At 56.5% G+C, this 17,156-nt stretch carries 18 protein-coding genes; 5 read left to right on the top strand and 13 right to left on the bottom strand.

The window, feature by feature from the left end; genetic code table 11:
• Positions 1–84: 84 nt before the first annotated feature.
• The 3 genes from Z948_RS0113490 to Z948_RS0113480 all read right to left on the bottom strand — a co-directional run bounded on the left by Z948_RS0113490 (position 85) and on the right by Z948_RS0113480 (position 2,733).
• Positions 85–1,644: a trimethylamine methyltransferase family protein gene (locus Z948_RS0113490; RefSeq protein ID WP_025060088.1), complete on the bottom strand. Its 1,560-nt coding sequence runs from the start codon at positions 1,642–1,644 to the stop codon at positions 85–87.
• A gap of 100 nt (positions 1,645–1,744) precedes the next feature.
• A complete protein-coding gene (locus tag Z948_RS0113485; protein ID WP_025060087.1) occupies positions 1,745–2,458 on the bottom strand; it encodes an HAD family hydrolase in 714 nt (237 codons plus the stop codon).
• Complete coding sequence (locus Z948_RS0113480) at positions 2,449–2,733, bottom strand: DUF3572 domain-containing protein (RefSeq protein WP_025060086.1); 285 nt, start codon at positions 2,731–2,733, stop codon at positions 2,449–2,451. Before Z948_RS0113480 ends, Z948_RS0113485 begins: the two co-directional genes overlap by 10 nt.
• 97 nt (positions 2,734–2,830) lie before the next feature.
• On the opposite strand from Z948_RS0113480, the gene Z948_RS0113475 reads away from it, so the two are divergent.
• Entirely contained in the window at positions 2,831–4,246 is a 1,416-nt protein-coding gene (locus Z948_RS0113475) for a diguanylate cyclase (protein ID WP_025060085.1), read from the top strand.
• Positions 4,247–4,303: 57 nt separating this feature from the next.
• Here Z948_RS0113475 and Z948_RS0113470 read toward each other — a convergent pair whose 3' ends face one another.
• The 4 genes from Z948_RS0113470 to Z948_RS0113455 form a co-directional block, all read right to left on the bottom strand.
• On the bottom strand, positions 4,304–4,768 hold the full coding sequence (locus Z948_RS0113470; protein ID WP_025060084.1) for a periplasmic heavy metal sensor: 465 nt from the start codon (positions 4,766–4,768) through the stop codon (positions 4,304–4,306).
• A 4-nt stretch (positions 4,769–4,772) separates the two neighbouring features.
• Positions 4,773–5,105 (bottom strand): hypothetical protein, encoded by a 333-nt coding sequence (locus tag Z948_RS0113465; protein ID WP_037951894.1) that lies wholly within the window; start codon positions 5,103–5,105, stop codon positions 4,773–4,775.
• A complete protein-coding gene (locus tag Z948_RS0113460) occupies positions 5,092–5,676 on the bottom strand; it encodes an RNA polymerase sigma factor (protein ID WP_025060082.1) in 585 nt (194 codons plus the stop codon). Before Z948_RS0113460 ends, Z948_RS0113465 begins: the two co-directional genes overlap by 14 nt.
• 73 nt (positions 5,677–5,749) lie before the next feature.
• Complete coding sequence (locus Z948_RS0113455; RefSeq protein WP_025060081.1) at positions 5,750–6,295, bottom strand: penta-EF hand family protein; 546 nt, start codon at positions 6,293–6,295, stop codon at positions 5,750–5,752.
• 228 nt (positions 6,296–6,523) lie between these two features.
• Here Z948_RS0113455 and Z948_RS0113450 point away from each other — a divergent pair, with 228 nt between their 5' ends.
• Both Z948_RS0113450 and Z948_RS0113445 read left to right on the top strand, forming a co-directional pair.
• Positions 6,524–6,907 carry a DUF983 domain-containing protein gene (locus Z948_RS0113450; protein WP_025060080.1) on the top strand — a complete coding sequence of 128 codons (384 nt, stop codon included), beginning with the start codon at positions 6,524–6,526 and terminating at the stop codon, positions 6,905–6,907.
• A 32-nt stretch (positions 6,908–6,939) separates the two neighbouring features.
• On the top strand, positions 6,940–7,647 hold the full coding sequence (locus Z948_RS0113445) for an NUDIX hydrolase (RefSeq protein ID WP_025060079.1): 708 nt from the start codon (positions 6,940–6,942) through the stop codon (positions 7,645–7,647).
• Here Z948_RS0113445 and Z948_RS0113440 read toward each other — a convergent pair.
• The 5 genes from Z948_RS0113440 to Z948_RS0113420 form a co-directional block, all read right to left on the bottom strand.
• Positions 7,644–8,555: an EamA family transporter gene (locus tag Z948_RS0113440; protein ID WP_025060078.1), complete on the bottom strand. Its 912-nt coding sequence runs from the start codon at positions 8,553–8,555 to the stop codon at positions 7,644–7,646. The genes Z948_RS0113445 and Z948_RS0113440 overlap by 4 nt on opposite strands.
• A 127-nt stretch (positions 8,556–8,682) precedes the next feature.
• Complete coding sequence (locus Z948_RS0113435) at positions 8,683–10,152, bottom strand: carnitine 3-dehydrogenase (RefSeq protein WP_025060077.1); 1,470 nt, start codon at positions 10,150–10,152, stop codon at positions 8,683–8,685.
• Positions 10,149–10,682, bottom strand: a complete 534-nt coding sequence (locus tag Z948_RS0113430) for a lipocalin family protein (protein ID WP_156023504.1) — start codon at positions 10,680–10,682, stop codon at positions 10,149–10,151. Before Z948_RS0113430 ends, Z948_RS0113435 begins: the two co-directional genes overlap by 4 nt.
• Positions 10,679–11,590: a 3-dehydrocarnitine:acetyl-CoA trimethylamine transferase BcoG gene (bcoG, locus tag Z948_RS0113425; RefSeq protein ID WP_025060075.1), complete on the bottom strand. Its 912-nt coding sequence runs from the start codon at positions 11,588–11,590 to the stop codon at positions 10,679–10,681. Before bcoG ends, Z948_RS0113430 begins: the two co-directional genes overlap by 4 nt.
• Before the next feature lie 110 nt (positions 11,591–11,700).
• The gene (locus tag Z948_RS0113420) at positions 11,701–12,744 is read right to left on the bottom strand and encodes an aldo/keto reductase (RefSeq protein WP_025060074.1); all 1,044 of its coding nucleotides are present in this window, start codon (positions 12,742–12,744) and stop codon (positions 11,701–11,703) included.
• 152 nt (positions 12,745–12,896) lie between these two features.
• On the opposite strand from Z948_RS0113420, the gene Z948_RS0113415 reads away from it, so the two are divergent.
• On the top strand, positions 12,897–14,129 hold the full coding sequence (locus tag Z948_RS0113415; protein ID WP_025060073.1) for an MFS transporter: 1,233 nt from the start codon (positions 12,897–12,899) through the stop codon (positions 14,127–14,129).
• Between the two features lie 83 nt (positions 14,130–14,212).
• Entirely contained in the window at positions 14,213–15,925 is a 1,713-nt protein-coding gene (gene metG, locus Z948_RS0113410; protein WP_025060072.1) for a methionine--tRNA ligase, read from the top strand.
• A gap of 89 nt (positions 15,926–16,014) precedes the next feature.
• Here the strand turns inward: metG and argE are convergent, their stop codons facing one another.
• A complete protein-coding gene (argE, locus tag Z948_RS0113405) occupies positions 16,015–17,154 on the bottom strand; it encodes an acetylornithine deacetylase (RefSeq protein WP_025060071.1) in 1,140 nt (379 codons plus the stop codon).
• Between the last annotated feature and the right edge of the window lie 2 nt (positions 17,155–17,156).

The following is a 17,156-nucleotide window of genomic DNA, read 5'->3' as shown; positions in this document are numbered from 1 at the left end:
TTTGCCTCTTTCTCTGCCCTCACAGTTCTTGATGGTGGGAAGGCATTAACAAGAAGCTAAACCGCGCATTTTCCGAAAATAGGATTAAAAGTCGGTAGGCGCGCCGCCTTCCGCTTTACGTCGCTTAACGAATTCGGCCAGCTCATCGCGGATTGCGATATCCAGTGGCGGGGCTTCAAAACTGCCAACAATCTCTTTGAACATGTGGTGCGCACGTTCTTGCGTCCAAATCCCACCAGCAACTTCCCATCCTTCATAATTGGTCCAATCGCTTAGGAAAGGTTGGTAAAAGGCTGTGGTATAGCGATCCTGCGTGTGCTCGATCCCAAAGAAGTGCCCCTGATTACCGACAGATTTAATCGCATCCAGCGCAATTTCATCGGGGCCAGTGGCGCAAATCTCGGGCTCCATATACCGCTGGATTTGCTGCAATATCTCACAATCCATGATGAATTTCTCAGGGCTGGCGATCAGCCCGCCCTCTAACCATCCAGCAGCGTGATAAACCATATTCGTGCCCGATTGGACCGCCGCCCACAGGCTGTTTGACGTCTCCCACATCGCCTGCCCGTCAGGGACATTCGCAGCACAAACACCAGATGAACGCATAGGCAGACCGTAAAAGCGGCACAACTGCCCCGTCATTTGCGTGGCGCGCATATATTCAGGTGTACCAAACGCAGGGGCGCCCGTTTTCATATCCACATTCGACGTAAACGTCCCGATGGCCACACTGGCCCCTGGCCGCACAACTTGGGCCAATACAACGGCAATCAAAGCCTCAGCCAGCGATTGCGCAACAGCCCCCGACATCGTCACCGGCGCCATCGCCCCCGCCAATGTAAATGGGGTCACAACCAGCCCTTGATTGCGCCGCGCGATCCGCATCCACCCATCCAGCATGGGAAAATCGTGCTTTAACGGCGAAGTTGAATTAATATTTGTGTACATCTTTGGGCTGTCTTCGAATTCGTCATCCGTCCAGCCGCCTGAAATACGAACCATCTCCATCACATCTTCGACCCGCTCTTTGCCCAGCGAATAGGCGTGCATCGCCTTATCCGTTAGCGTCAGCTTGTCATACAGAACATCAAGGTGGCGAACCGAGGCATGGATATCGACAGGTTCCACCGGATAGCCGCCCGCAAAGTGGATACAGTTGAAATACTGGGTGAGTTTTAGCAGATCGCGGCACATCGCCCGCGTTCCCGGCACTTTGCGGCCCAGCGCCATATCCCAGTAATTCGGAGGCGAGGAAACATTGCCAAACAGCAGGTTCTTACCGCCCACCGTGATTTTTCGATCCGGATTGCGCGGCGTGATCGTAAATTCGGACGGGGCCATGGCGACATACTCCATGACCATATCCCGCCCCATGCGCACGTTTTCACCGTCTATCGTGCAACCAATCTTGCGGAAAATCTCTAACGCCTCGGGGTTCAGGATCTCGATCCCGATTTCTTCCAGAATACGCATCGCGCCGTCATGCACCGCCTCTACCCCTTCGGGGCCAAGCGGCTCTGTCGGGCGATCGATATTAACCGGAGGGTTCCACGGCATCTGCTCGATGACCGAGCTGCCTCGGCGGGACTTAGCACCAGCGCGGCCACCGCCACGGGTTCTACGTTTGGGCGTATCTGTCATGGGGGCTCTCCTTGCGGTTACCCCCCCAAGAGGCCGCAGCCCGCGCCCACTGGCCCATCCATTTGCGACAGAAATTGTCGTTTTCAGCACCCAAAGGGACTTACAAGGTCGCCAACCACTCTGGAATGCCGCCGATATCGTCCAAAACAACATCCGCAAATGGAGCCAGTTCCTGTGCGCCAGCAGTGCCCGTCAGGACCGCAACCGTGCGCATCCCTGCCGCGCGCCCTGCGTGTAAATCATGGGTGCTATCACCAACCATAGCAATCTGGGACGGCTTTAGCTTTACGTGATCCGCAAATGCCAAAAGCTGGCCAGCTGCCGGTTTTCCGCCATATCCACTGTCGTATCCAGCGATAAAATCAAACAAATCAGTAACACCAGCCGCCGCCAAATGCGCACGCGCTGGGGCCTCGGCATCATTTGTCGCCACCCCCAAGAATAGCCCGTTGTTTCGGAATGCGTTTAGCAATGGCACCAACGGGACGGCTTCCTTTTGGGGGGCACGGCCAGCTTCTTCGTTCAGCATTTTCACCACTTCCGAAATCGGCTGATCAGGAAATTGCGGCGCAAGGGCGGTGGCAACTTCGTTTGGTGTCCCCGCGATGACGATGCTGTCTTTGGCAAACTTTCCCTTGGCCGTATCATAGCCAATCGCCGCGCCTAACCTTTGTGCACGTTCGCGATCCCCTTTGCTAACACGATCCAAAAATGCAGCGGCCCAAGCCTCCCAAGTCGCGGCGAAATCGAACAAAGTGCCGTCTTTATCAAAGCACAGCCCTTTGACAGGAAGATCTTCGTTAATCAGGTCCAATGTACATTTCCTCCACCTGGCAGGCTTTGACGCGCTTCATATAGCTTTTCATAGGGAAGCTTATTTGCATCACAGCATTCGATCACCCAATTATCATCCATTAAGATGAAATCTAACATTGATCCCAAAAACTCAGGGTCATGGGCCGCAGTTAACATATCCTCTTGTGACGCACCGGTTGTCCCCATGAAAACGCCCAGCAGTTCTTCGTTGCCCACAAGCCATGCAAGAGACTGCAACGCGATCGTTTCGGCGGCATTCCGCGTATTAGTCATTGTTTCAGTCTCTCTCGTTCAAAATCTAAATGCTTTGTTAACCAATTGAACAGAAAACTAAAGCCATTCAAGCAACCTGTATGAGGAAGAAGCAATTATGCATGGTAAAATCCTCATCCTTGACGGAACATCAACAAACCGAATTGTGTTAAAGGTTAAACTCGCGGCTTCCTTTTATCGTGTCCTGCAGGCAAGCACGATTGCAGAGGCTTTTGCCGTTATCCGTGATGACGTGCCCGACCTGATCGTTACCGCAACATCTCTGCCGGATGGATCCATCGCAGACCTTTGCCAACAATTGCGCAACGATCAACGTACAGCTGCCCTGCCCGTTCTTGCGATTGGCACCAATACCGATTCTCTTTCCCGCCTTGAGATTCTGCGCGCGGGCGCGACGGATGTCATGTACAGGCCCTTAAATGAAATGCTGCTGCTTGGCCGCGTTCGAAATATGATTCGACTGCATAATGAATTGGCCGAATGGCAAATCCGTGATGAAACCAGTTGCGCCCTCGGATTGGCGGAGGCCCCTGCCCAATTTGTCCGCCCTGCAAAGATTTCCTTTGTTGGCGTAGACCCTGCCCCGCTGAAAGGGTGGGTGCGTCAAACGATTCCAAAACTGCGGGGGAATTTCACGGTATCCCAGCTAAAGGATGCGCTCGCAGGGCTTCACACAGGGGCTTTGCCTGACGCAATTGTCCTTTCGCTTCCTAAAAAGCAAAGCCAGCAGGAAGAATACCTTCGCTTGATCCCCGTGATCCGGACCAGCCCCAGAACACGCGAAATCGCGATTCTTGTGGTTCAAGATACCCCCGATCCGTTTGTCGCAACGTCGGCATTGGATATGGGGGCGGACGATATAATGACCACAGGCTTTGCGGCAGATGAACTTGCTCATCGCGTTCAGGTCCTGCTCAAGAGAAAACAGCAAGTCGCCAAAGTACTACAAAGTGTGAGAACAGGCCTGCGTGAGGTGGTGAATGATCCCCTGACCGGCCTTTATAACCGCCGTTATGCCATGCCCTATTTGGAGACCCAAATCGAAGCCAGTTGGTCAACGGGTCTGCCTCTTGTGGCGATTATTGCTGATTTGGACCACTTCAAACATATCAATGATGCCTATGGGCATGCCTCGGGCGATGCTGTGCTGGTCGAAACGGCCCACAGATTGCGCCGTGCTGCACGCAAACTAGATGTCATCGCCCGTCTGGGGGGCGAAGAATTCTTGATCGTGATGCCTGCAACCGATATTGCCACTGCCGAACATATTGCCGGAAAAATCTGCCGCGAGATCGCAGAACAACCGTTCCAAGTTCCGGCGAATGGCGACCCTATTCATATTACAATCAGTCTGGGTGTCGCAGTTTTAGAACCTTCAAAACAGCCGCTTGGAACCTCGGCTGATACGTCCCAGTGGCTCCTTGATTTAGCAGATAAAGAACTCTACCGCGCCAAAACGCGTGGCCGAAATTGTATTTCATTGCACCGCTCAGAAAAACGCCCTGCCGCTTAATCAAGCCGACAGGGCGTTTCGCCATCTTCAGATCAAATTGCCCCGCGCGGGGCAGCTTCAGCTTTTGGGCTTCTTTTTGTGCTTTTCGCGCCGCTCGATAAGGTCTTGCAGCTGATCCGCATAGGCGCTGCGTTCTTGCACGGTCATGTCTTCAACGGCTTTCAACCATGCTTGGCTGCCTGTCTGAAGGCGTTTCAAACTTGCGCTATGTTCTTGCTCAAAAACCGCAGCGGCGGCCGTTGCATCAAAGGGTTCGCTGCGCAACAGCTCAACCATTTGTGCCGGATCAGAACCGACACCACGTCGGCCTGCACGCAATTCCGCTCTTAGGTCGCGGCGTATTTCATGGGGCAGCGCCTGCATATAGATCGCGCCCCCCTTCAAAACCCTCGGACCATCCGCGCGCCCGCCTTTATGGCGAAACATCGCACCAGAAACCGAGGCAACAACAGCTAGGTTCACAGCCAGAGACAGCCCAAGAATGACAGGCATCCAGCGACGTTTTTTAATTCCTTCAGCCATGTGCTTATCCTTCCTCACTAAACCAGCCAACGCCCATCAGCTCTGTCAGGTCTTCATCTACAACAGTATCCACAGCCCCAAACAGGACCAGAGGGTCAACTTGATCCCCCGGAGGGGCAACGCCAAACCAAAAACCAGCGACCGTCGCAGTCACCAATCCGCCCACACCCGCAGGCCCGCCAACCGCAGCGATCAAACGTTGCCATAGGGGCGCAGAGGGCTGGAGCCTTTCGGCGTCCGCCACGATCCGTGCGCTTAGCGCATCAGACATCTGAGGCGGGTTGGCACGTGCATTTTCAAATGCCGCTTCTAGATCAAAGCTGTCAGGTTGTGTCATCGTTATACCCCAATGCTTCGCGTTGCGCAGCCATATCCGCTGTTAACGCCCGTTTACCGCGGGCGGTCAAGCTTTCTACGGCTTCAACACCTACGTCCAAAATCTCGGCGATTTCAGGGTTCGCCAACCCTTCGATGTGGCGCAAGACCACAGCTTGTCTTTGCCGCTCTGGCAACCGCAGCAATGCCGCTTGAAGGGCATCATGGCGGGCCATGTTTTGCAGCTGCGTCTCGGCGCTGGGCCCCGGATCAGCTGGCGCATCCAATTCGTCCAACGTTTCGGTTCTGCGCCCCCGCAACCGATCCGTACAAAGGTTTGCAACCACGCGGTATAGCCACGTTGCCGCCTGTGCCCGTCCGCTATCCCACTTCGGGGCCTGCTTCCAAAGGCGCAACAGCGCCTCTTGGGTCACATCCTCGGCCTCGGCTGCATCACCCAAAACACGGTAAGCATGCGCATAGGCCCGCGGAGAAAGCCGTGAAGACAGCAATCGCGCAGCCGCGTCATCACCAGCAGCATAGCGCGCTAGCAATTCGGCATCCGCATCGCGTGCGGCAGTATGCTCGGTCATGTCTTTCACAGGGTCTTTCCAATTTATGTTCGCCCCGCTGTGGGGCGAACACCTTTCATTACAACAAACAATCTTAGTTGTGGTTCTTTTTATGTTTGCCGTGGCCGCGTGCTTTCGCGAATTCTTCCTCGCTCAAGCCGCCGCTTTTATCTGCATCCAGTTTTTCAAACATTTTAGCAGGATCGCGGTGGCTTTGCATCTCTTCCAAGGTCAGATCACCGCTGTTGTCAGCATCCATGCGTTCAAAGTGTTTTGCCGCACGGCCGCCTTTTTTGTCGCCTTTTTTGCCGCCTTTGCCTTTTGACATTTCATCCAGCTCTTCACCGCTCAATGCGCCGTCACCGTTCTTGTCAAAACGCTTTAGCAGGCGCTCTTTATGCTTGCCTTCGCGGGCGGCCATCATCTCATCCGCGGTGAGGGCGCCGTCTTTGTTTGCATCAGCCGCTGCAAAACGTGCGGCCACTTGTGCTTGTAGCTCTTCGGCCGAGATCTCACCGTCGCCATTGGCATCAATCTGTGCAAAACGCGCCTGCATGCCTTCGCCGCCATCGCGTGCTTGTGCGGTTGTGGCTACAAGGCCGGCAACAATTGCGAGTGCTGTCATTGTTTCTTTAAACATGGTGTTCTCCGTTTTTATTGCTCGCTGCATCGGTCTCTTTTGCCGTGCAGTTGGATGTATTACGGCTGGTCCCAGATGTTCCGTCGCATATATTCGAAAAAACTTTTGAAATTCTGCTTGAGACAAATCGCCACCTTTCTTTTCAATCCGTTATAACGCACTCAGAGAAAACTCTCGGCCTTAGGATTCGGCATGACACAATCAGCAACACAGACGAATATCGACGCAATGGCAGAAACTTCATCTGAAGAACGTTCCCTTGGTCAGGCCCTGCTACGCGGCTGGCGGCGCAAATGCCCCAACTGCGGTTCCGGCCCTGTGCTACATGGCTACCTGAAAGTGAACGATCACTGCACCGTTTGTGAAGAAGAGCTCCACCATCATCGCGCCGATGACGGCCCTGCCTATCTGACAATCCTCGTCGTAGGCCACCTGATGGCGCCGCTTTTGCATATTGTTTTTGTTCATTACCGTCCTGAACCGATTACGCTGTTCACGATCTTTGCGGTTGGCACGGTCGCTTTGTCCCTCTACCTTCTTCCTAGACTGAAGGGGGCCTTGATCGGCTTTCAATGGGCCAAAGAAATGGGCGGCTTTGCACGCAAGCCCTGATCAAACTGGCCCCTGAATTAACGCGGGGCCGTATGAGCATTGATAAGACAGCGATCAGAAACGCAGCCACGGTCATTGTGATCCGTGACCGCATGACATCGCCTTCCATCCTGATGGGCCAGCGCGGCGCAAATGCTGCGTTCATGCCCAACAAATTCGTTTTTCCAGGTGGTGCGGTTGATCAGGCTGATGCGCAGATCCCTCTTGCCGCTGGTCTGCCCGAACGATGTGCCGCGCGTTTGCTGGAAGATGCCGATCCCGATCTGGCCCACGCCATTCCTGTGGCCGCCATCCGCGAGCTATGGGAAGAGACCGGTCTGGTCCTAGGATCAAAAGGCACATGGGAAGGCGAAATCCCCGACGATTGGAAAACCTTCGCCGAAACCGGCCACCTGCCCCATGCCAGCGCATTGCAGTTTGTATTCCGCGCCCTCACCCCTCCGGGGCGCCCACGCCGCTTTGACGCGCGGTTCTTCTTGCTGGACGCGGATGCGATTGCCAGTGACCTTGATGATTTCGGTGCCGCCTGTGACGAGCTATCCCACCTCCAGTGGGTTCCCCTTAGCGATGCACGCCGTTTTGACATGCCCTTTATCACCGAGGTTGTGCTGGCCGAGGTCGAAGCACGTGCGCGCGACCTAAACCCGCCTGAATCTGTGCCCTATTTTAAAAACAACGACGAAGAGAGCCTCTTTGTCAGGTTACATGGCACCAATGCACCCTACCGCGCGGAGAATTAGATCGCGAGGATCAGCAGCAGGATGGATGCAATCAGCACCGCCATCCCCAACGCCTCGCGTTTGCTGATCTTTTCCCGAAAGAACAGCGTTGAAGCCAGAACACTCAGGATCAATTCGACCTGACCCAATGCTTTTACATAAGCCGCGTTTTGGAGGGAAAAGGCGATAAACCAACAAAGCGATCCGCCCATAGAGGTGAGCCCAATCCAAATCGCAACACGGCGGGCCTGCCAGACGCGCGCGATCTCTCCTGCCTCGCGCAAGCACAGCCAGACAGTCATCAGGATCGTTTGCATGGCAACCACAGCCATCAACGTCACCCCTGCCCTCAGCAGAGGATCGGCAGAGTCCAAAGTCAGCGAAGCCCCTCGATAGCTCACAGCGGAAAAGGCAAACAGCACCCCCGAGGCAATCCCCAATCCAGCCGCCCGATTTCGCAAATGAGATAGGTGAAAGCCAGTTGCCCCCTTACCCCCCGACAACAGCAACAGCCCAACCAAGCCCAAAGAAATCGCCAAAAAGCCTCCCCAGCTCACCAACTCCCCTAGCAATAAGGCCCCGACAAGAACGGTTTGAATGACTTCTGTCTTTTTAAACGTGATCCCAACGGCAAAATTGCGTTCCTTGAACAAAGCAACCACGCAAACCGTTGCGAGGATTTGGGAGGTTCCTCCCAATAGGCCGAACCCCCAAAACGCGCCCCCAAGGGCGGGGATTTCGGCATCAACCGCCAGAACATAGACAACCAACAGCACTGCGATGAAGGGGATAGAATAGAAAAACCGCGAAAACGTCGCCCCCGCAACGCTAAGCGTGGAGGTGGCCAATACCTTTTGCAGCATAAACCGAACGGTCTGAAATGCTGCGGCAAGGAGGGTAACAAGGATCCAAAGGTCAGGTGTATGCATCCCGCACTAATGCCTTACTCCCCCCCGTTATGCCAGAGAAGAGCCGCAGCTGATTTTTCCGCCGTTGGTAAATACGGGCCGGAAACACCCCAAAACCTATGGGCACCCTTCACGATCGGACGTTTCCTTATCTTGGCGCACCAATCGCGCGGCCAACGCCCTCCGCCTGCGGCAACGCGGCGTGCCCTTTGGCAAAACGCACCAGCGCTTCTTCGATATGGGCTGCTGGCGGCGTCGGTTTGCGGGTTTCAAGGCTCACGTGCAGCAAGAAATGCTCGCCCGTGGCCAATAGGCGTTCACCCTCATACATTTCATGGAACAGGTGCATTTTTTTGCCCTCGCCCATGATGACGCGGGTACGGATGGTGATCAGCGCGCCCGCGTGGACCTCATCGATGTGGCGGATATGCGTTTCAGCGGTGAAGTAACTCCCACCGGATGAGATATATTCAGCGTCACAGCCAATGATCGCCATAAAACGGTCGGTCGCATCGGCAAAAGCCTGCAAATAGCGCGACTCGGTCATGTGGCCGTTATAGTCCGTCCAATCCAGCGGCACCGTACGATACGCCGTCTCGACCAAAGCATCCGCAGGCAGATCAGCCGCAACCGCGCCATGCACCGTGCCAACCCGCATCTCGCGTTCTTGCGCGTTCAGCAAGGCACCCGCGCCCCAGTTTTCGGCCTTGAGGCCGCGCATCATGGTGACAAGGTTGTTGTCGCGCGCGCGCTCTAACTCGCGGATAGAATAAGCGCCGGACTGCTCATCCGATTGCCCCGCAATCAGGTCAACCAGCTCATCCGTAAAGTCAGGCACATCCATCAGCTTGGTCCATGGCCATTTCAACGCGGGGCCGAATTGCGCCATAAAATGCTTCATGCCCGCTTCGCCGCCCGCCACGCGGTAGGTTTCAAAAAGCCCCATCTGCGCCCAGCGGATACCAAAGCCATAGCGGATCGCATTGTCGATTTCTTCGGTGGTGGCGATGCCGTCTTTGACCAGCCACAACGCCTCACGCCACACCGCCTCAAGAAAGCGATCCGCCACGTGGGCGTCGATCTCTTTCTTGAGGTGCAGCGGGTACATCCCGAGCGAGGTCAGCATTTCCTTGGCCTTTTCGACCAGCCCCTCATCCGCCGAGGTGGTGACCAATTCGATCAGCGGCAGCAGGTAAACGGGGTTAAACGGGTGCGCGACCATGATCTGTTCGGGGCGCGCGGCCCCTTGCTGCAACTCGGATGGTTTGAACCCCGAGGTGGACGAGCCGATCACCGCATCAGGCGCACAGGCTGCCTGCACCTCGGCAAAGGTGGCGTGTTTGATTTCCAACCGCTCTGGCACGCTTTCCTGTATCCAATCCGCCCCAGCAACAGCCTCGGCAATGCTGGCGTGATAGGTCAGTTTGCCCTCGGGCGGTAACGCGACATCCGTCAATCCAGGCAGCGAGCGGCGCGCATTTGCCAGCACTTCGCCAATCTTGCGCTCGGCCTGTGGATCAGGGTCAAACACCTGAACATCCCAACCGTTCAACAAGAACCGAGCGGCCCAACCGCCACCGATAACACCGCCACCAATAATTGCTGCTGTCTTGCTCATCTTACTACCTTCAGTTGGCTCACGTCGTAGCCGTTGAAATCCAAAATCTCTTTTGCCGCCTTGATCCGGTCGCTGCCCCCTTTGGTACTGCGATCCACGATCCAGCCGAAATCGCCTGACTTGTTCCCCAGAACGGCGGTCCGAAATCCTTCGTCGACCCAAAGCACCCAGAAATCGCGCGTATTGCCGTCGGGCATTTGCACGGCGTAACGGCCCTTGCCCTTTTTCGCGGCTGGCAGGTCCTGCGAATAGTCGCCGCAAACACCCGCACCATCACAAACAAACGCCCCCAACCGCATCGCATGGCCATTGGGGGTATCGATCATGCGAAAGGCCATCTTGCCCAGCGCAGGATCAAACCCTGCGCGGATATACCAAACCCCTGCAAATTTATCGGCGTCAAACCGCGAGGTAACGCCGATAAGGGCCGTTTGGTCACGGTAACTGGGCCCTACAGGCACGGGCGCTGGCGGCTCAACCGCACATGCGCCCAAGGCCATAAGCCCCGCCAATAAAGCCCCGCGGATCAAACCGGCATCCGCTTTTGCAGACCCAGTTTTTCGCGCACCGCTTCTGGCCCGATGAGGGTCGCGCCCATGCTTTCAATGATGCCGCGCGCACGCGTGACCAGCTGGTGGTTTTCCGCCAACACGCCTTTGTCGAGCCACAGGTTATCTTCCAGACCAACGCGCACATTGCCCCCCGCCAAAACCGAGGCCGCCACATAAGCCATCTGATTGCGCCCCAGACCAAAGCCCGAGAACGTCCAGTCATCCGGCACATTGTTGACCATCGCCATGAAGGTATTCAGATCATCAGGCGCGCCCCAAGGCACCCCCATGCACAGCTGAACCAAGGCGGGGCTGTCCAGAACGCCCTGTTTTACCAGCTCTTTGGCATACCAAAGGTGACCGGTGTCAAAGGCCTCGATCTCGGGCTTTACGCCCAGATCGGTCATCATCTGGCCCATGGCTGTCAACATGCCGGGCGTGTTGGTCATCACGTAGTCGGCTTCGGCAAAGTTCATCGTGCCGCAATCCAACGTGCAGATTTCGGGCAGGCATTCTGTGATATGGGCCATGCGTTCCGTCGCGCCGACCATATCCGTGCCGTCTTTGTTCAGGTCCATCGGGTTTTCAACACCGCCGAACACCATATCGCCGCCCATGCCCGCAGTCAGGTTCAGCACCACATCCACGTCGGCATCACGCACACGGTCTGTCAGCTCACGGTAAAGCTTTAGATCGCGGCTGGGTACGCCTGTCTCTGGGTCGCGCACATGGCAGTGCACCACGGCAGCGCCTGCCTTGGCCGCGGCAATCGCGCTGTCGGCGATCTCTTTCGGGCTACGCGGCACATGCGGGCTGCGGTCTTGGGTGGATCCGGATCCGGTCACGGCGCAGGTGATAAACACCTCACGGTTCATAGCGAGTGGCATGGTGGCCTCCTAATTTTTCTTTCGACAGTATTGCGTCCAAGTGTGTTGGCCATTCCGATCCAAATACGCCGCAATGACCTGCAAAAACGGCACCTATAATGAGGTGCCCCTTAATATGGCATCGGGTGTGCGCGGTGGGTTGCTTCGATGTCGGCAACCACGTCATCACTCAGCACCAGATCAGCCCCTGCAAGGGCGACGTCCAGCTGATCCATCGTTGTGGCACCAAAGATGACGCTGGCCATAAACGGCCTGTCGCGCACCCACGCAAGGGCCATGTGAACAGGGTCTAACCCATGCCGTTGGGCCACCGCCAAATAGGCATCAACCGCTTCAAAAGCGCGGGCCGTTTTGCGCCCGCCCAAATCGCCACCCAAAGACAGGCGCGAGCGATCTGGCACCGCGCCGTTTTGGTATTTCCCCGTCAACAGGCCCGTAGCCAAAGGCGAGAAAGACAGCATGCCGATGTCTTCGTTATGGCAGGCCTCGGCAACATCAGTGTCGGCCAACCGACAGAGCAGCGAATATTCGTTCTGGACCGTGGCCACACGCGGGCCACCGACCCGTTCAGCTGCGTTCGCCCATTGGGTTAGACCCCACGCGCTGTCGTTGCTCATACCAAAGGCGCGGATGCGGCCGCGCTCGACCTCAATCTGCAACGCGCCCAGACAGTCTTCGATGTTCTGGATCGTCTCGGCACGGTTCTGGCTGGTCGGGTTATACAGCCAGTTCTTGCGAAACATATAGCTGCCGCGGTTGGGCCAGTGAAACTGGTACAGATCGACATAATCGGTTTTGAGCCGCTTTAGCGACCCCTCCAACGTATCATGAATAGTAGCAGGCGTGATCGGCGCGCCGCCCCGCACATGGGCCAGCCCCTCGCCCGAATGTTTGGTGGCCAGCACCACGCGGTCGCGGTTTGCACCTTGGGCAAACCACTCGCCAATAATTTCTTCGGTGCGGCCAGTGGTTTCCGGCCCCATCGGGTTCACCGGATACATCTCGGCGGTATCGATGAAATTGATACCCCCGTCTAACGCACGTTCAATCTGGGCATGGCCTTCAGCGGCTGTGTTCTGTGTGCCCCACGTCATTGACCCCAAACAGAATTTGGAAACCTCAATGCCCGTTCGGCCCAATGTTGTCATATGCATATCGTGAACCCCGTTGCTATCTTGCGCAGACCCTAGCCCCACGGCCAGCCATCGCAAGCCAAATCCCGCTTTAGAAAAATATTTCGCCACAAACGGACCAGCATTGTCGGTTTTCTCTATATTTCTCTCTGAAATAGGATCATCCAAAGAGGATGCGGATGTTAATCTCCTTTGCGGCGCTGTTTTTTTCAGTCGTCTTGTTGCAGCTTTCCTCGGGAGGGGTTGGTCCGCTGGATGTGCTGTCGGGGACCGAACTGGGGTTCACACGCCAACAGATCGGTTTGCTGGGTTCGTCCCACTTTATCGGGTTTTTCATCGGCTGCTGGTTTGCCCCACGTCTGCTGGGCAACGTCGGGCACAGCCGCGCCTTCGCCGCCTTTACAGCCGCAGGCAGCATCGGGTTGATCGCGCATATGATGGTCATCAACCCCTACGCTTGGGCGATTATGCGCATTGCTTCGGGGTTATGTGTGGCCGGCTGCTATACCGTGGTCGAGGCATGGTTACAGGCCAAAGTGACCAACGAAACCCGAGGCCGCGCCATGGGAACCTATCGCATGGTCGATATGTCAGGCAGTTTGGCAGCGCAGGGCATCATCGGCATCTTGGCCCCCGCCGATTATATCTCTTACAACATCCTGGCCATTTTATGCTGTGCGGCCCTTTTGCCCATCACACTTACCAAATCAACCCAACCCGAAACGCCCAGCTCACCGCGGCTGCGCCCCAAACTGGCCTATGGGCGTTCTCCGCTTGCGGTGGCTGGCGTGGTTGTTGCCGCGCTTTCCAGTGCCTCGTTTCGCATGGTCGGCCCGATCTATGGTCAGGAAATGGGCCTGACTGCGGGGCAGATCGCGTGGTTTTTGGCGGCTTTCGTTGTGGGCGGTGCATTGGCGCAATTCCCTGTTGGCTGGATTGCCGACAAATATGACCGCCGCAAAGTCCTGATCTGGCTTTCCATTGCTGCAATCGCCAGCTGCGGTGTCACCGTGACAACAGCTAGCTGGGGGCTGACAGGCATATTGCTGTCTGCCGCCCTGTTTGGCCTCACAACATTCCCTATCTTTTCAGTCGCAGCCGCCCACGCCCATGATTTCGCCTCCTCGGATGAGCGGGTCGAGCTCTCGGCAGCCTTGATGTTCTGGTTCGCTCTGGGCGCAATCGCAGCCCCCTATGGCGCCGCGCTCCTTATCGAAAAATTCGGCCCCGAAGCCCTGTTTGCCATGCTGGCTGCCGGTCATGGGCTGTTGATTTTATTCAGTGTCAGCAGAATGCGCACAGGCCGCGTCAAACCGCGCAGCACCCGCTATATCAACGCGCTGCGCACCAGTTTCGTGATCGGCCGCCTGACAGGGCGCAGCCGAGACAAGCCAACACGCGACTAAACCAATCCCCTTACGGAGTTAGACCTCTGGCATGACTGCCTTTGCCCTGCTAAAGCATGTCCCAGCACAGCAAAGGCCGCACCATGACACGTCACCTCATCACCTCCGCCATCCCCTATATCAATGGCATCAAACACCTCGGCAATCTGGTAGGTAGCCAATTGCCCGCAGACCTATATGCCCGCTACCTGCGCCAGCGCGGCAACGAGGTGCTGTTCCTCTGCGCCACAGACGAACACGGCACGCCTGCCGAATTGGCCGCTGCAAAAGCGGGTAAGCCCGTCGAAGAATACTGCGCCGAGATGTATGCGGTTCAGGCGAAAATCGCCGAGGGCTTTGGCCTATCCTTTGACCACTTCGGCCGCTCTTCCTCGGTGCAGAACGAAAAGCTGACGCAGCATTTTGCCGGAGCTTTGGCCGATGAGGGGCTGATCGAAGAAGTTGAGCAAAGCCAGATTTACTCGGAAACCGATGGCCGCTTCTTGCCCGACCGCTATGTCGAGGGCACCTGCCCCAACTGCGGATTTGAAGACGCGCGCGGCGACCAATGTGACAATTGCACCAAGCAGCTAGACCCAGAAGACCTGATCAACCCGCGCTCAACGATCTCGGGCGCGACAGATCTGGAAATGCGCGCCACCAAACACCTGTTCCTCAAGCAATCCCAGATGAAAGACCGGCTGAACGATTGGATCAGCTCCAAAACCGATTGGCCTGTGCTGACCACCTCGATCGCCAAGAAATGGCTGAACGATGGCGACGGGCTACAAGACCGCGGCATCACCCGCGACCTGAAATGGGGCGTGCCGGTGAAACGTGGCGATGCCGAATGGCCCGGCATGGAGGGCAAGGTTTTCTATGTCTGGTTCGACGCGCCCATCGAATATATCGCCTGCGCCCAAGAATGGGTTGATGCCGGCAAAGGCGACGATTGGGAGCGCTGGTGGCGCACCGATAAAGGTGCCGATGACGTGCAATACACCCAATTCATGGGCAAAGATAACGTCCCCTTCCACACCCTCTCCTTCCCCTCGACCATCATGGGTTCGAACGAACCTTGGAAGCTGGTGGATTACATCAAATCGTTCAACTACCTGAACTATGACGGCGGCCAGTTCTCGACCTCGCGCGGGCGCGGTGTGTTCATGGACCAAGCGCTGGAAATCCTGCCTGCCGATTACTGGCGCTGGTGGTTGCTGTCCCATGCACCCGAAACATCTGATTCCGAATTCACTTGGGAGAACTTCCAAGCGGCCACAAACAAAGACCTCGCAGATGTCTTGGGCAACTTTGTCAGCCGCATCACCAAATTCTGCCGCGCCAAATTCGGTGAAGAAGTGCCAGCGGCGGGCGAATATGGCGAGGCCGAGAACGCCCTGATCGCTGATTTGACCGAACGCGTAGCCCGCTATGCCGAACAAATGGACAAGATGGAGGTCCGCAAATCCGCCGCCGAGCTGCGCGCAATCTGGGCTGCGGGTAACGAATACCTTCAGGCACAGGCCCCATGGACCACCTTCAAAACCGACCCTGACAAGGCCGCGGCACAGGTGCGCCTCGCGCTGAACCTGATCCCGCTTTATGCCTCACTTGCAGCGCCCTTCATTCCCGATGCTGCTGCAAAAATGTTGGCAGGTATGAAAATCGAAGACGCAGGTTGGCCCGATGACGTGCCAGCGGCTGTTGCCCAGCTATCGGCGGGTCATGTGTTTGAGGTTCCCGAAGTTCTCTTTGCCAAGATCACAGATGATCAACGCGAAGAATGGGCCGAAAAATTTGCAGGCAAACGCGACTGATCAGATCAAACAGGTCGGGGGGCGGCATTTGGGCTCCCCGCCCCCCCTTTTCCGATCAGGGCCGCTTTTGGGTGCCGCTCACCCAAGGGCTATTTGCTTAGGCCTGTGCCGATTTCATCCATCATCCTGTCACAGGCTGCCAATTGCGACAGGCACAGCCCCTCGTCTGGTTTGTGACCATCGCGCGCCATATCCCCAGGCCCGATAACCAATGCCGTCAGGCCAAGCTGGTCAAAAAAGCCAGCCTCGGTGCCAAAGGCGACTTTGCCGGTTTTGGGGGCTCCGACCAGATTGGTGGCCCATTCCACCACCTTGTGATCAGGATCAACATCCAGCCCCGGATAGGCATTCACCACCTCAACACCGATCGGCAAGCTAGCGCTAAAGCCTCGGCTGACCTGCTCGGCGATGGCTTCAACCTCGCGCTGTATCTCTTGCTTGGGCGTTTGGGCAAGGTGCCTGAATTCCATCAGCAGCTCTGCCGTGTCCGGAACGATATTCAGCGCCTTTCCCGCAGATAACTGGCCTATGTGAACCGTCGAATAGGGAATGTCATAGGCCGCATCCTGTGCCCCCTTGGCCAAGCGACCTTGAAAATCACGCATCTGCCCTACAAACTCTGCTGCGACATGAATGGCGTTGACGAATTTCGGGGCCAGCGCGCTATGGCCCGCCTCTCCGCGACAGGTCACGCAGAGCGCGGCCTTGCCTTTGTGGCCCGTCACAACCTGCATTGAGGTGGGTTCCCCCACAATGACAAGGTCGGGCTTGCCGATCAAAGGTTTCAACTCTGGCAGCATCTGCTGAATGCCGACACAGCCGATTTCCTCATCATATGAGATCACAAAGCTCAGCGGTTTAGAAAGCGCCATCTTCCCCGCCCGCTCGGCAAGGGCCAGCGCCGAGGCGAGAAACCCCTTCATATCCGTTGTTCCACGCCCAAAGACGCGGTTGTTGTCTTGGGTCAGCTCAAAGGGTGGATAGCGCCAAGACTGCCCCTCAACAGGCACAACATCAGTATGGGCAGACAAACACACACCACCCTCACCCGCTGGACCAATCCGCGCAAATAACCCTGCTTTTTGGCGGCAAGGAGACCAAATCCGCGTGACCTCAAACCCAGCGCCCACCAACAATTCCTGAACCCAATCGATCAAATCTAAATTGCTGTCTCGGCTCACGGTCGGGAAAGCCACCAGACGGGATAAAATCTCTAGGGTGCGGGTCATGT

Origin of the sequence: Sulfitobacter donghicola DSW-25 = KCTC 12864 = JCM 14565, assembly GCF_000622405.1 — a bacterium.
GTDB classification, from domain to species: domain Bacteria; phylum Pseudomonadota; class Alphaproteobacteria; order Rhodobacterales; family Rhodobacteraceae; genus Sulfitobacter; species Sulfitobacter donghicola.
The sequence above is the reverse complement of the archived record's forward strand: the minus strand, read 5'-3'. Positions and strand labels throughout refer to the sequence as shown.

Excerpts from the sequence above, each read along its gene's own strand:
- Z948_RS0113490 (WP_025060088.1), bottom strand. The coding sequence starts at position 1,644 with ATGACAGATACGCCCAAACGTAGAACCCGTGGCGGTGGCCGCGCTGGT.
- Z948_RS0113480 (WP_025060086.1), bottom strand. The coding sequence starts at position 2,733 with ATGACTAATACGCGGAATGCCGCCGAAACGATCGCGTTGCAGTCTCTT.
- Z948_RS0113475 (WP_025060085.1), top strand. The coding sequence starts at position 2,831 with ATGCATGGTAAAATCCTCATCCTTGACGGAACATCAACAAACCGAATT.
- Z948_RS0113470 (WP_025060084.1), bottom strand. The coding sequence starts at position 4,768 with ATGGCTGAAGGAATTAAAAAACGTCGCTGGATGCCTGTCATTCTTGGG.
- Z948_RS0113465 (WP_037951894.1), bottom strand. The coding sequence starts at position 5,105 with ATGACACAACCTGACAGCTTTGATCTAGAAGCGGCATTTGAAAATGCA.
- Z948_RS0113460 (WP_025060082.1), bottom strand. The coding sequence starts at position 5,676 with ATGACCGAGCATACTGCCGCACGCGATGCGGATGCCGAATTGCTAGCG.
- Z948_RS0113455 (WP_025060081.1), bottom strand. The coding sequence starts at position 6,295 with ATGTTTAAAGAAACAATGACAGCACTCGCAATTGTTGCCGGCCTTGTA.
- Z948_RS0113450 (WP_025060080.1), top strand. The coding sequence starts at position 6,524 with ATGGCAGAAACTTCATCTGAAGAACGTTCCCTTGGTCAGGCCCTGCTA.
- Z948_RS0113445 (WP_025060079.1), top strand. The coding sequence starts at position 6,940 with ATGAGCATTGATAAGACAGCGATCAGAAACGCAGCCACGGTCATTGTG.
- Z948_RS0113440 (WP_025060078.1), bottom strand. The coding sequence starts at position 8,555 with ATGCATACACCTGACCTTTGGATCCTTGTTACCCTCCTTGCCGCAGCA.
- Z948_RS0113435 (WP_025060077.1), bottom strand. The coding sequence starts at position 10,152 with ATGAGCAAGACAGCAGCAATTATTGGTGGCGGTGTTATCGGTGGCGGT.
- bcoG (WP_025060075.1), bottom strand. The coding sequence starts at position 11,590 with ATGCCACTCGCTATGAACCGTGAGGTGTTTATCACCTGCGCCGTGACC.
- Z948_RS0113420 (WP_025060074.1), bottom strand. The coding sequence starts at position 12,744 with ATGCATATGACAACATTGGGCCGAACGGGCATTGAGGTTTCCAAATTC.
- Z948_RS0113415 (WP_025060073.1), top strand. The coding sequence starts at position 12,897 with ATGCGGATGTTAATCTCCTTTGCGGCGCTGTTTTTTTCAGTCGTCTTG.
- metG (WP_025060072.1), top strand. The coding sequence starts at position 14,213 with ATGACACGTCACCTCATCACCTCCGCCATCCCCTATATCAATGGCATC.
- argE (WP_025060071.1), bottom strand. The coding sequence starts at position 17,154 with ATGACCCGCACCCTAGAGATTTTATCCCGTCTGGTGGCTTTCCCGACC.